The sequence below is a fragment of the Microbacterium sp. NPDC060132 genome (assembly GCF_042729675.1).
Lineage (GTDB): Bacteria > Actinomycetota > Actinomycetes > Actinomycetales > Microbacteriaceae > Microbacterium > Microbacterium sufflavum.
Genome location: NZ_JBHWXU010000001.1, coordinates 708,447 through 720,847, shown reverse-complemented (window position 1 = coordinate 720,847; position 12,401 = coordinate 708,447). Strand labels below are relative to the sequence as shown.

Sequence of the window (12,401 nt, the reverse complement as noted above, 5' to 3'; positions counted from 1 at the left end):
CGCGGGCGGGGCGTGCGGGAGCATGACGGGATGGCGACGATCGACGACGTGCGGCGGATCGCGCTCGGGCTGCCCGGGGTCACCGAGGCCGTCAACGGTCACACGGGTCTGCCCGGGTGGCGCGTGACGCAGGGGCAGTTCGCGGGGCTGCGCGGCCCGACCGGCGCCGATCTGCGCCAGCTGGCCGAGCTCGGTCGGCAGTGGCCCGACGGCGAGGTGCTGTCGGTGCGCGTGGCGGATCAGGGCGAGAAGGAGGCGCTGCTGGCCGCGGAGCCGGAGGCGCTGTTCTCGATCCCGCACTTCGACGGCTACCCGGCGCTGCTCGTACGCCTGGACGTGGTGGACGCGGACCGGCTGGCGGAGCTCGTCACCGACGCCTGGCTCGCGCGTGTCCCGGCCTCCGTCGCGAAGGACTGGCTCGCCGCGCACGGCCTCGCGTGAGTCCTCCCCGCACCCGGCGGTGGACGTCGAGGGTGTCAGGCCGGAGGCAGCCGCAGCACGTCGGGCGACTCGCCGCCGGTGAGGTCGTCGGCGATGCGGATGCTCCGGGCGAGGTCGTCGAGCGCGGTGCCGAGCGTGCCGAAGCGCTCCCGGTCGGCGCACACCGCCGTCAGCGTGATCAGGTGCGTGCCGGTGTCCCACGTGTACGTCGTGAACGGGGGCGTCGCGGGCGAGGGCGGCATCGCGACCACCAGCTTCTCGCCGACCCCGAGCCGCGTCGGGAACGAGGTGGTGTCGTCGTACTCCATGGGCATCGATGCCCGGGCGATGCGCACATCGGGCGTCAGCACCTGGGCGGTCGCCATCGCCACCACCAGCTCGGGCTCGGCCTTCCACGTCCACACCAGCACGCGGCCGTCGGCCTTCTTCATGAGCATCGGGGCGGCCTGGCTCATGGCCCACGCGCCGAAGCGCGATCCAGGGCGCTCGGTCGCCCCCACCGCCGCGTTCACCTGTCCCAGCAGCATGCGGATCGCGGCCTTCCGGTGCCGGCGCCCCTTCCAACCGAGGGAGTCGGTGACGGGGATCCACAGCTGGGGGTCGGCGTCGGCAGTCAGTCGCATGCGCCAACGCTAACGGCTCCGGCTGGGCGGATGCCGGTATGCCTCGGCGGCCCGGCCAGGGCCCTCGGGTAGAGTTGCGTGCGCCCGACCAGGGCTTTCCCTTGGCCGCCCCATCGTAAGGCAGCATGTCTGTGACCCCCTCCGACGATCCGACCGAGGCGTCCCCCGACGCCGCCGAAGCCCCCCGCCCGCTGAAGATCCTGATCGGCTGCGACACCTTCGCGCCCGACATCAACGGTGCCGCCCGCTTCGCCGAGCGTCTCGCGGCCGGCCTCGTCCAGCGCGGACACGACGTGCACGTGGTCGCCCCTAACCAGGCGTACCGCCGCTCGGCGCCTCACACCGAGGTGATCGAGGGCGAGCCGATGACGCTGCACCGGCTGCCGTCCGTGCGCTGGGCCCCGCACGACTGGCTGCGTTTCGTGTGGCCGTGGCGCTCCAAGCACTACGCGCGGAAGGTGCTCGACCGCGTGCAGCCCGACGTCGTGCACATCCAGTCGCACATCGTGATCGGACGCGGCCTCGCGCGCATCGCGAAGCAGCGCGGCATCCCGGTCATCGCGACCAACCACGTGATGGCCGAGAACATCCTCGATCACACGACCATGCCGAAGTTCATCGACGACCTGGTGCTGAAGTTCGCCTGGGCCGATGCGAAGCGCACGTTCGACCTCACCCGCGCCATCACGACCCCGACGCGCCGCGCCGCCGACTTCCTCGAGAAGACGGTCGAGGTACGCAACGTCATCCCGGTGAGCTGCGGCATCGACCGCTCGCAGTACACGCCGGTGATCGCGCCGCGCGAGGAGAACCGCCTGGTGTTCGTCGGGCGCCTCACGGCCGAGAAGCAGGTCGAGGTCATCCTCAAGGCGATGACGAAGCTCGACCCCGCGTTGAACACGACGTTCGACATCGTCGGCGGCGGAGATCAGCGCAAGCAGCTCGAGAGCCTCACCGCGCAGCTCGGTCTCGCCGACCGGGTCACGTTCCACGGCCGCACGACCGACGAGGAGCTGCGCGCCCTGCTGTCGCGCGCGAGCCTGTTCGTGATCGCATCGATCGCCGAGCTGCAGTCGATCGCGACCATGGAGGCCATGGCGTCGGCGCTGCCGATCGTCGCCGCGGACGCGGTGGCCCTGCCGCACCTGGTGCACGACGGCGAGAACGGCCACCTGTTCGAGCCGGGCAACGTCGACGAGCTCGCCGCGCGACTGACCGATGTCCTCACCGCCTCGCCGGGCGAGTACGAGCGGATGCAGCACGCCTCGCTCGACGGCGTCGCGATCCACGACATCAACCGCACGCTCGACACCTTCGAGGCGCTGTACCGCGACGAGCCGCTGCCGGAGTAACCGCATGCACATCGTCTTCTTCGGCGATCAGCACCTGGACTCCCTCGGTGGCGCGCAGGTGTCGATGCGGCTGCAGCGGACCTTTCTGGAGAGGGCGGGGCACACCGTGACGGTGGTCGCGCCGCGCATGCACGCGCACCGCGTTCCCGAGGGTGACGTGCCGGCCGGTGCCTACGTCGACCTCCCGTCCGTCCCGATCACACTCGACCGCGAGTACGCGATGAGCTGGCCGGGCCGCGCCACCGACCGCGCCCTCGACCGCGCCATGACGCAGCGCCCTCCCGTCGACCTCGTGCACGTGCAGGCCGACTTCTGGGGGGCGTTCATCGGACACCGCTACGCCCAGCGGCACGGGCTCCCCGTGGTGCACACCATGCACAACCGCGTCGATGTGGGCCTCGCGGCGGTCACCCCGCTGCACCGTCCCGTGCTCGCGGTGCTCAACGCGTGGCGCCGCCGCGCGTTGCGGGGCATCGGGATCCGCGTGGGGGGCAGTGACGGCTGGTCGTACCTGCGCGGGCTCGCGGCCGGGGCCTCGGCGGTCACCGCGCCCTCCGGTCACTTCGCCCGGCGTCTGGAGCAGAACGGCGTGTTCCCGCACGTCGACGTGATCTGGAACGGCATCGACGACGACGTGCGGGCGAGCACCCTCGCCGCGGCGCCCGCCGAGCGCCGCCCGGGGCGTCCGCGCTTCGTGTGGCTCGGACGGATGAGCCCGGAGAAGCGCCTGCTGCCGTTCCTGGAGGCGTTCGTGGCCTCGGGCGTCGACGCCGACCTGGAGGTCATCGGGGGCGGCGCGCAGCGCGCGGCCGCGGAACGGATCGTCGCCGGTCGCGACGGCGTGACCTTCGCGGGGCGCCTCACCTACGCGCAGACGCTCGCGCGCATCGCCGACGCCGACGCGCTCGTCCAGACCTCCATCGGCTTCGAGACGCAGGGCATGACCCCGTTTGAGGCCGCGACGCTCGGCACGCCCTCGGTGGTGTGCGACCCCGACATCGCGGCCGAGCTCGAGGGCGGGCTGTGGGCCGTACCGGAGGCGGACCCCACCGCGTCGGAGCGCGAGCGCGAGGCGCAGCGGACCGCGGCCCTCGCGGAGACGTTGCGTCGTGCCGCCGCCGACATCGCCGCGGGCGCCGCTCCGTCCCCCGTTCCGGCGGTCGCCGAGGCGTTCCGCCAGTCGTCGCGCACCGCCGCCATGGTCGCGGTGTACGAGCGCGTGCGGGACGGCCGGTGAGCGGGACCCTCGGCGTCGATCAGACGAAGCGGTAGAACATCGAGGCCAGCCAGACGGTGACGATCCCGAGCAGTCCGGCGCCGGAGATGCCGATCGCGATCCCCGCGAACAGCCGGGAGCCGGGGCGGCGCGCGGCGACGATGCCCAGCACGAGCGCGACCGCGTAGCCCAGGAAGCCGACGACGGACGACGCGCCCTCGACGAATCCGATCAGCGAGTAGACGCGGTCGCCCATGTAGAGGAACGGGCGCCCGAGGATCAAAAGCAGGTCGAGGGCGAACACCACGACCGCGACGATGAACGCCACCCGGCCGAGCGAGCTGCCACGGTCGGCGGCGGTGCGGGGCGGGGCGCCGACCGGGAACTGCGGGTACCCGGGGCCTCCCGGCGTGACGGCCGTGGGGTACGCGGGCGGGTAGGGGGTGCCGTCCGGGGCCGCGGACGGGGCGGTGGCGTACGGGTTCGCGGTCGGGCCGGTCGCACCGGGAGCCGCGGTCGTCGAGGCGGGGGCGGCCGGCGATGCGGCGGGGTGGGGGAAGGAGGGCGCGGCGCTCGGGTACCCCGGGGGCGGCGCGGCGGGGTAGCGCGGCTCGGCCGTGAGGGGAGGGGCGGGGGGCGGTGGCACGGGTGCGGACTCGGCGGGCTGCTGGGGGTCGCTCATGCCCCGAGCGTAGCCGCGCCGCCGTGGCGCGACGAGGGGGTTGTGCGACGGTCAGCGGTAGCCGTGACCCGGCTCGGCCTGCTGGTACACGTCGCGACCGGAGACCCGGCTCCAGTCGGTCGGGGTGGGGCGGTAGCCGTCGCGGCGCAGTTCGATGATCGTGGCGACGACCGCCCACCCGGCGATGGCGAGAAGCGCGATGATGAGTATCATGGCAGAAAAGCTACGCGCAGCGGGTTACGGCCACGAGTGGCAGAAACGACCCTCTACGACAGAAAACTGCCAACCGGGAGAGTGCATGAAGACGGTCGCCTGCGTCATCCAGGACGGATTCGCCCCCTTCGAGTTCGGTGTCGCGTGCGAGGCGTTCGGCCTCGACCGCTCGGACGACGGCGTGCCGAACTTCGACTTCCGCATCGTCGCGCCGGAGCCCGGGGTCGTGCGCTCCAAGATCGGCTTTTCCGTCAACGTCGAGCACGACCTGACCTTCGCCGACGAAGCCGACCTCGTGGTGTTCTGCCCCGTGCCCCGCTCGACCTGGGGTCGTATCGACGAGCGTCTGACCGATCTCGCCCGCGCCGCGGTCGACCGGGGGGCCTGGGTCATGAGCGTGTGCAGCGGATCGTTCATCCTCGCGGCGGCCGGGGTGCTCGACGGGCGCCGTGCCACGACCCACTGGATGTACGCGCACACCATGGCCGAGATGTACCCGCGGATCGACATCGACCCCGACGTGCTGTTCGTGCAGGACGACCGCATCATCACCAGTGCCGGGACGGCCGCGGGCATCGACGCGTGCCTGCACCTGCTGCGCCAGGAGCTCGGGGCCGAGATCACCAACCGCATCGCCCGCCGCATGGTCGTGCCGCCGCAGCGCGACGGCGGTCAGGCGCAGTTCATCGACCGCCCCATCCCGGTGGCGCCGTCGGACTCCCTAGCCGCGGTCGCCGACTGGGCTGTGGAGAACCTGCGCGAGGAGCTCAGCGTCGACCACCTCGCCGGCCGGGCGCTCATGTCGCCCCGCACGTTCGCGCGGCGCTTCAAGGCCGAGTACGGTGCGACACCCGCCGCGTGGCTCGCCCGGCAGCGCATCATCCACGCGCAGCGTCTGCTGGAGCGCACCGACCTGCCGCTCGAGCACATCGCCGGCGAGTGCGGCTTCGGCTCGGCGGCCGTGCTGCGGCAGAACTTCGCCAGGGTGCTCGGCGTGACGCCCACGGCCTATCGAGCGCGGTTCTCCTGCGCGGACGACGCGGTGCCCGCGGCCTGAGTCGCGGGCGCGCCGGGTCGGTGCCGGGCGGTGCGGGGTGGATAACGGGCCGGGGGAGGCGCGGGAAGGCGCGGTTTCGATCCGGAAGGCCAGGGCGCCGCGGGCCAGGGCGCCGTGGGTCAGGGCGCCGGGGGTCAGGCGGTCCAGTGCGCGGGGGACGGGAGGGTGACGTCGCGCACCTCGACCCCCGCGGGGGTGACCGCGGCCACGGCGTACAGCAGTGACTGCGTCGGATACCCGTGCGGACGGTTGTCGCGGATGATCGCGCGGTCGTCCTCGGGTGACAGCTCCGCGGAGGCCCCGAGCAGCGCCGTCCACTCCGCGACCCAGTCGGCGCTCGCCGCGGCGGGCCCGAGGGCGCGGAACTCCGGCAGCCACGCGGTGATGCGCGGCGTCTGCTCGTCGTCGAGGTCGTCGTGCGCGATCATGTGGGTTCCGGGCGTCACCGGGGTCTCGCGCAGCGTCGCGCCGTCCCACGACACCACCCGCGCGCCGTCGGGCCCGACCTCGAGCAGGTTGAACCCGTGCATGCGGGGGAGGCCCTGCGGCGAACGGCCCGACACCGATTCGAGCGGCAGCGATCCGCGCGATGCCGCGGGGCCGGGGAGGTCGTTCACGTCGGCACGGTTGAGCAGCACCGCGAGGCGGCGCTCCTGCGGGTTCACCGCGAGCCAGGCCCCGCCCGCCCGGCGGTCGCGGATGCCGATCACCCCCGGATACTGCTCCGGCCACCACGGGCCGAGCGCGTCCCACTCGCGGTGGGGATCCTCGTCTCGCACGGCCAGGAGCCGTGCCGAACCGGCAGTCTCGACATCGATCACGACCGTGCACACTCTCCCGAGTCTAGGTCGCCCGCGCGCGCCGGGGCCCTCCCGGCGCGGCGTCGACGACGTGCGCGGGGCCGGCGTCCCCGGCCCCGCTGCGATCCTGCAGGCCCGGGCGGGGGCGGGCTGGGGCAGAATCGAGACGTGAACATCGTGGTGGGGGTCACGGGCGGCATCGCCGCCTACAAGACGGTGCACCTGGTGCGCCTGCTGACGAAGGCGGGTCACGACGTGACAGTGGTGCCCACGGCGGACGCCCTGCGTTTCGTGGGGCTGCCGACGTGGGAGGCGATCAGCAGGCACCCGGTCACCACGAGCGTGCACGACGATGTGGCGAAGGTGCGCCACGTCGCGCTCGGGCAGGCCGCGGAGCTCGTGGTGGTGGCGCCCGCGACCGCCAACACGCTCGCGAAGATGGCCGCCGGGCTGGCCGACGACCTCCTGGGCACCACCCTGCTCGCGACCGAGGCGCCGGTGCTGGTGGCCCCGGCGATGCACGCGGAGATGTGGCGGCACCCCGCCACGCAGGCGAACATGGGAACGCTCCGTGAGCGCGGCGTGCACGTGGTCGGTCCGGCCGACGGCGAGCTGGCGGGTGGCGACAGCGGTCCGGGGCGGATGGCGGAGCCGGAGGAGGTGTTCGCGGTGGCGCAGACCCTCCTCACGCCGGGCGACCTCGCCGGCGTCCGGGTGGTGGTGTCGGCGGGTGGCACGCGCGAGCCGATCGATCCGGTGCGCTTCCTCGGCAACCGTTCCAGCGGGCGGCAGGGGGTCGCCCTGGCCGCCGAAGCCGCCGCCCGCGGAGCCGAGGTGACCCTGGTGGCGGCGAACGTGTCGGGCGACGTGTGCGAGGCCGCGCGGCATCCGGGCATCCGGGTGGTCACGGTCGGCACGGCCGCGGAGCTGTCCGCCGCGATGGCCGAGGCGGCCGCGGACGCCCAGGTCGTGGTCATGGCGGCGGCGGTGGCCGACTACCGCCCGGTCGAGGTGTCGGCGCGCAAGCTCACGAAGGACACCGGGGGCGTGCCGCCGATCGAGCTCGTGGAGAACGAGGACATCGTCGCCGGGCTCGCGGCCGCTCGGCGCGCGGGGCAGCTCGTGATCGCGTTCGCCGCGGAGACGCCGGAGGACGAGGCCGAGATGCTCGACCGCGCCCGCGCGAAGCAGCAGCGCAAGGGGGTCGACCTGCTGGTGGTGAACGAGGTCGGCTGGGACCGCGGCTTCGAGCGCGCGGAGAACACCGTGCACATCCTCGGTCCTGGCGGTACCGCGGCCGGCACCGCGTCGGGGTCGAAGCGCGAGGTCGCCGCCGCGGTCTGGGATGCCATCGTCCGGGAGGGGTGACGACGGGCTGGAGGCGCGACCCCCGGAATGGTAAACTTGAGTCAACACGGCTCAACTTTTCATCCCGTCCCCGGACTTCGGCGGCGGGGCCGACCAGAAGGAGTACCTCCAGGAGGAGCGCATGACCACCCCGCAGACCGGATCCCCGAACCAGGAACAGCAGTCCGCCCTCGAGCAGTTCGGCATCAACCTGACCGACCGCGCCCGCGAGGGCAAGCTCGACCCCGTCATCGGACGGGACAGCGAGATCCGACGCGTCAGCCAGGTCCTCACGCGTCGCACCAAGAACAACCCGGTGCTGATCGGCGAGCCCGGCGTCGGCAAGACGGCCGTCGTCGAAGGGCTCGCGCAGCGCATCGTCGCGGGCGACGTGGCCGAGTCGCTGAAGGACAAGGAGCTCGTCACCCTCGACATCTCCGCCCTCGTGGCCGGTGCCATGTACCGCGGGCAGTTCGAGGAGCGGCTGAAGCAGGTGCTCAAGGAGATCACCGAATCGGACGGGCGCGTCATCACCTTCATCGACGAGCTGCACGTGCTCATGGGCGCGGGCGGCGGGGAGGGCTCCGTCGCGGCCTCCAACATGCTCAAGCCGATGCTGGCCCGCGGCGAGCTGCGGCTCATCGGCGCGACCACGCTCAACGAGTACCGCGAGTTCATCGAGAAGGACGCGGCCCTGGAGCGCCGGTTCCAGCAGGTGTACGTGGGAGAGCCCTCGGTCGAGGACACGATCGCGATCCTCCGCGGCCTCAAGGGTCGCTACGAGGCGCACCACGGGGTGACGATCTCGGACAGCGCCCTCGTGGCGGCCGCCGCCCTGTCCAACCGGTACCTGCCCGCTCGGCAGCTCCCGGACAAGGCCATCGACCTGATCGACGAGTCGATGTCGCGGCTCAAGATGGAGATCGACTCCTCCCCGGTCGAGATCGACCAGCTCAAGCGTCAGGTCGACCGGCTCAAGCTGGAGGAGCTGGCCCTCAAGCGCGAGAAGGATGCCGCCTCGAAGGAGCGCCTCGGCGCGCTGCGCGAGCACCTGGTCGAGCTGGAGAAGGAGCTCGCCGGCCTCGAGGCCCGCTGGGCGCGCGAGCGTCAGGGGCTTAACCGCGTCGGCGAGCTGAAGAAGCAGCTCGACGACGCCGTCACCCAGCGCGACCTCGCGATGCGCAACGCCGACTACACGAAGGCGTCCAAGCTCGAGTACGAGACCATCAAGCGGCTGGAGCGCGAGATCGCCGAAGCGGAGCAGGCGGAGGCGACCACCTCGACCGAGCCGCGCATGGTGAACGAGCAGGTGACCGAGGAGGACATCGCCGCGGTGATCGCCGCCTGGACGGGCATCCCCGTCGGGCGTCTGCTCCAGGGCGAGAGCGAGAAGCTGCTGCACCTGGAGAACGAGCTCGGCAAGCGGCTGATCGGCCAGAAGGACGCCGTGAAGGCCGTGTCCGACGCGGTGCGCCGCTCCCGTGCGGGCATCAGCGACCCCGGCCGTCCGACCGGATCGTTCCTGTTCCTCGGGCCGACCGGTGTCGGAAAGACCGAGCTGGCCAAGGCGCTCGCCGCGTTCCTCTTCGACGACGAGCACGCCATGGTGCGCATCGACATGTCGGAGTACGGCGAGAAGCACTCGGTCTCCCGGCTCGTCGGCGCCCCTCCCGGGTACGTCGGCTACGAGCAGGGCGGCCAGCTCACCGAGGCCGTGCGGCGGCGCCCGTACAGCGTGGTGCTGCTCGACGAGGTGGAGAAAGCGCACCCCGAGGTGTTCGACGTGCTGCTGCAGGTGCTCGACGACGGCCGCCTCACCGACGGTCAGGGTCGCACGGTCGACTTCTCGAACGTGATCCTGATCCTCACCTCGAACCTCGGCTCGCCGATCCTCATCGACCCCGTGCTCTCGCCCGACGAGAAGCGCGAGCAGGTGATGGCGCTGGTGCGGCAGGCGTTCCGCCCGGAGTTCCTCAACCGGCTCGACGACATCGTGATGTTCAGCGCGCTGAGCGAGGACGACCTCGCGCAGATCGTGGAGCTGTCGGTCGATCAGCTGCACGACCGGCTCAAGGACCGCCGGCTCACGCTCGCCGTCACCCCGGACGCCCGGGCGTGGCTCGCCGAACGCGGCTACGACCCGATGTTCGGTGCGCGGCCGCTGCGCCGGCTCATCCAGACCGAGGTGCAGAACAAGCTGGCCACGGCGCTGCTCTCGGGTGGCGTGCGCGACGGCGACACCGTCCGCGTGGACGTGGCGGCCGACGGCTCGGGACTCGTGCTCACGTCGACGACCCCCGAGCCCGAGCCCGCGGAGGACGACGACGACGTGATCGAGGCCGAGCTGCTCGATGACTGAGACTCCGTCGCCACACGAGAGCCCCGTCCCGGAAACCCGGGGCGGGGCTCTTCGCCGTCAGTCCGACGGCCGGCTGCGGAGGCCGCCGAGGGCGTCGCGCTCCAGCTCCCGGCCGATCAGCGAGTGCCGGCGGGAGTAGGCGAAGTAGATCACCAGGCCCAGCGCGAGCCAGATCGCGAACCGCACCCAGGTCTCGGTGCTGAGGTTCAGCATCAGCCAGAAGCAGGCGATCGCGGAGATCCACGGGAGCCAGGGCGACAGCGGCACCGTGAACGGCCGCTCCAGGTCGGGGCGGCTCTTGCGCAGGATCGGCACCCCGATGCTCACGAGCACGAACGCCGAGAGGGTGCCGATGTTGATCATGTCGCCCAGCACCTGCACGTCGGTGAATCCGGCGATGATCGCGATCACCACCCCGACGATCAGCTGGATGCGGATGGGGGTGCCGCGCTTGGCGTCGGTCACGCTGAGCGAGCGGGGCAGCAGGCCGTCACGGCTCATCGCGAAGACCACGCGCGCCAGACCCATGAGCAGCACCATGACCACCGTGGTGAGCCCCACGAGGCTGCCGATCGCGATCACCTGCGCCGCCCACGTCGCCCCGACCAGCTCGAACGCACTGGACAGCGACGGCTCGTCGAGCTTGGCCAGCTCGGTGTACGACACCATCCCGGTGATGACGATTGCGACCAGCACGTAGAGCACGGTCACGATCACGAGCCCGAGGATGATGCCACGCGGCACGGTGCGCTTGGGGTCCTTCGTCTCCTCGGCGCTGGTGGCGACGACGTCGAACCCGATGAACGCGAAGAACACCAGGGCCGCGCCGCTGAGGATCCCGAACACGCCGTAGATCGACGGGTCGGCGCCGGTCATGAAGGAGAACAGCGACTGCGTCCAGGCGCTCTCCGAGGCGACGCCCTGCTGCGCCGGCGGCACGAACGGGGTGTAGTTGGCGCCGTTGATGAAGAACAGCCCCACGACGATGACGAACAGCACGATCGCGACCTTGATGACCGTGAACACGCTGTTGACGCGGCTGGACAGCCGCGTGCCGAGCGCGAGCAGCACGGTGAAGATCGCCACGATCACGACGGGACCCCAGTCGAAGCTGAGCGGGCCGAGCTGCAGCGTCATCGGGATCTGCAGGTCGAACAGCGACACGGCGTCGCCCAGGTAGACGCCCCAGTACTTGGCGATCACCGCGGAGGCCATCAGCATCTCGAGGATGAGATCCCAGCCGATGATCCAGGCCAGGAACTCGCCCAACGTCGAGTACGTGAACGTGTATGCGGACCCGGCCACCGGGATGGAGGAGGCGAACTCCGCGTAGCAGAGGATCGCGAGACCGCAGACGGCCGCCGCGATGATGAACGAGATGATGACGGCCGGGCCCGCGTGTCGCGCGGAGGCCTCGGCGCCGACGGAGAAGATGCCGGCGCCGACCGCGACCGCGACACCCATGACGGCGAGATCCCACACGCCGAGGGATCGCTTCAGCGATCTCTGCTCGTCGTGGGTCTCGGCGATCGACTGCTCGACGGACTTGACCCTGCGCTGGAATGCCATGCCGACGATTGTAGGTGCGGGGGGTCGTGCCGCACCCCTCACAAAAGGCCGCCCGATACGGCGAGGCCCGGCCCCGTGCGGGGACCGGGCCTTGTCGCGGCGGAGCGCCGGCGTGCGCGCGACTCAGGCGCTGAGGAGCACGGTCTCCGCGATCGGGCGACGCACGCGCGGGGCGACCTCGCGCTCCTGCAGCGGCTCCGGCAGCGCAGCGATGTCGCCCAGCTCGCCGAGCGCGATGACGGTGGTGGGGGTGAAGCGCGGCTCCAGGTCGGCGAACTCGCGCACGACCTCCGGGTCGAAGCCGCTCATCTGGTGCACGACGAGGCCGTCATGGTGCGCCTGCACGGAGAGGTGGGCCACGGCCTGGCCGAGGTCGTACAGGGCGTGGGTGAGCGGGGTGCCGTCGGCGGTCTCGGTCTCGGCGATCGCGACGATCAGCGCCGCGGCGTTGCCGGCCCACGCCTGGTTGAAGCCCATCAGCGCGTCGACGATCTGCGCGTGGAGGGCGGTGCCGCGACGGGCGACCAGGAAGCGCCAGGGCTGGGTGTTGTTGGCGGAGGGGCTCCAGCGGGCGGCCTCCAGGGCGGTGGCGAGCTTGTCCTCGTCGATCGCGTTCTGCGCGTCGTAGGCGCGGGGGCTCCAGCGGCCGGCGAGGACGTCGAGGACGGGGTGCTCGGTCGGGGCGGTGCGGTCGATGACGGGAGTGCTCACGGAAGTGCCTTTCGGACGGCGGGATGGATCG

Annotated in this window: 12 protein-coding genes; 6 read left to right on the top strand and 6 right to left on the bottom strand. The window is 72.0% G+C overall.

The genetic code is table 11. From position 1 onward, the window contains the following. The first annotated feature begins 30 nt into the window (after positions 1-30). A complete protein-coding gene (locus ACFWCH_RS03645) occupies positions 31-441 on the top strand; it encodes an MmcQ/YjbR family DNA-binding protein (protein WP_247637903.1) in 411 nt (136 codons plus the stop codon). A 35-nt stretch (positions 442-476) separates the two neighbouring features. Here the strand turns inward: ACFWCH_RS03645 and ACFWCH_RS03640 are convergent, their stop codons facing one another. Next, positions 477-1,064, bottom strand: coding sequence for a hypothetical protein (locus ACFWCH_RS03640; RefSeq protein ID WP_206252422.1), 588 nt, complete (start codon positions 1,062-1,064; stop codon positions 477-479). A 125-nt stretch (positions 1,065-1,189) separates the two neighbouring features. On the opposite strand from ACFWCH_RS03640, the gene ACFWCH_RS03635 reads away from it, so the two are divergent. After that, entirely contained in the window at positions 1,190-2,416 is a 1,227-nt protein-coding gene (locus ACFWCH_RS03635) for a glycosyltransferase (protein WP_136045519.1), read from the top strand. Positions 2,417-2,420: 4 nt separating this feature from the next. Beyond that, on the top strand, positions 2,421-3,653 hold the full coding sequence (locus ACFWCH_RS03630; protein ID WP_378802928.1) for a glycosyltransferase: 1,233 nt from the start codon (positions 2,421-2,423) through the stop codon (positions 3,651-3,653). 19 nt (positions 3,654-3,672) lie between these two features. On the opposite strand, the gene ACFWCH_RS03625 is transcribed toward ACFWCH_RS03630, so the two are convergent. Together ACFWCH_RS03625 and ACFWCH_RS03620 are read right to left on the bottom strand one after the other, a co-directional pair. Beyond that, on the bottom strand, positions 3,673-4,314 hold the full coding sequence (locus tag ACFWCH_RS03625; RefSeq protein ID WP_378802927.1) for a hypothetical protein: 642 nt from the start codon (positions 4,312-4,314) through the stop codon (positions 3,673-3,675). Between the two features lie 51 nt (positions 4,315-4,365). Continuing rightward, complete coding sequence (locus tag ACFWCH_RS03620) at positions 4,366-4,527, bottom strand: hypothetical protein (protein WP_378802926.1); 162 nt, start codon at positions 4,525-4,527, stop codon at positions 4,366-4,368. Between the two features lie 85 nt (positions 4,528-4,612). On the opposite strand from ACFWCH_RS03620, the gene ACFWCH_RS03615 reads away from it, so the two are divergent. Then, positions 4,613-5,584 (top strand): GlxA family transcriptional regulator, encoded by a 972-nt coding sequence (locus tag ACFWCH_RS03615; protein ID WP_136035150.1) that lies wholly within the window; start codon positions 4,613-4,615, stop codon positions 5,582-5,584. A gap of 134 nt (positions 5,585-5,718) precedes the next feature. Here the strand turns inward: ACFWCH_RS03615 and ACFWCH_RS03610 are convergent, their stop codons facing one another. Continuing rightward, a complete protein-coding gene (locus ACFWCH_RS03610) occupies positions 5,719-6,417 on the bottom strand; it encodes an NRDE family protein (protein ID WP_378802925.1) in 699 nt (232 codons plus the stop codon). A 135-nt stretch (positions 6,418-6,552) separates the two neighbouring features. On the opposite strand from ACFWCH_RS03610, the gene coaBC reads away from it, so the two are divergent. Next, positions 6,553-7,752 carry a bifunctional phosphopantothenoylcysteine decarboxylase/phosphopantothenate--cysteine ligase CoaBC gene (coaBC, locus tag ACFWCH_RS03605; RefSeq protein WP_378802924.1) on the top strand — a complete coding sequence of 400 codons (1,200 nt, stop codon included), beginning with the start codon at positions 6,553-6,555 and terminating at the stop codon, positions 7,750-7,752. Between the two features lie 121 nt (positions 7,753-7,873). Then, positions 7,874-10,090 (top strand): ATP-dependent Clp protease ATP-binding subunit, encoded by a 2,217-nt coding sequence (locus tag ACFWCH_RS03600; protein ID WP_136035153.1) that lies wholly within the window; start codon positions 7,874-7,876, stop codon positions 10,088-10,090. A 57-nt stretch (positions 10,091-10,147) separates the two neighbouring features. Here ACFWCH_RS03600 and ACFWCH_RS03595 read toward each other — a convergent pair whose 3' ends face one another. Next, a complete protein-coding gene (locus ACFWCH_RS03595) occupies positions 10,148-11,659 on the bottom strand; it encodes an APC family permease (protein ID WP_136045401.1) in 1,512 nt (503 codons plus the stop codon). Positions 11,660-11,782: 123 nt separating this feature from the next. Then, complete coding sequence (locus tag ACFWCH_RS03590) at positions 11,783-12,370, bottom strand: nitroreductase family protein (RefSeq protein ID WP_136035155.1); 588 nt, start codon at positions 12,368-12,370, stop codon at positions 11,783-11,785. Positions 12,371-12,401 lie beyond the last annotated feature (31 nt).

What these genes read in the sequence shown, in the direction of transcription:
- ACFWCH_RS03645 (WP_247637903.1), top strand. Translation starts at nt 31, where the DNA reads ATGGCGACGATCGACGACGTGCGGCGGATCGCGCTCGGGCTGCCCGGG.
- ACFWCH_RS03595 (WP_136045401.1), bottom strand. Translation starts at nt 11,659, where the DNA reads ATGGCATTCCAGCGCAGGGTCAAGTCCGTCGAGCAGTCGATCGCCGAG.
- ACFWCH_RS03600 (WP_136035153.1), top strand. Translation starts at nt 7,874, where the DNA reads ATGACCACCCCGCAGACCGGATCCCCGAACCAGGAACAGCAGTCCGCC.
- ACFWCH_RS03615 (WP_136035150.1), top strand. Translation starts at nt 4,613, where the DNA reads ATGAAGACGGTCGCCTGCGTCATCCAGGACGGATTCGCCCCCTTCGAG.
- ACFWCH_RS03630 (WP_378802928.1), top strand. Translation starts at nt 2,421, where the DNA reads ATGCACATCGTCTTCTTCGGCGATCAGCACCTGGACTCCCTCGGTGGC.
- ACFWCH_RS03635 (WP_136045519.1), top strand. Translation starts at nt 1,190, where the DNA reads ATGTCTGTGACCCCCTCCGACGATCCGACCGAGGCGTCCCCCGACGCC.
- ACFWCH_RS03625 (WP_378802927.1), bottom strand. Translation starts at nt 4,314, where the DNA reads ATGAGCGACCCCCAGCAGCCCGCCGAGTCCGCACCCGTGCCACCGCCC.
- ACFWCH_RS03640 (WP_206252422.1), bottom strand. Translation starts at nt 1,064, where the DNA reads ATGCGACTGACTGCCGACGCCGACCCCCAGCTGTGGATCCCCGTCACC.
- ACFWCH_RS03620 (WP_378802926.1), bottom strand. Translation starts at nt 4,527, where the DNA reads ATGATACTCATCATCGCGCTTCTCGCCATCGCCGGGTGGGCGGTCGTC.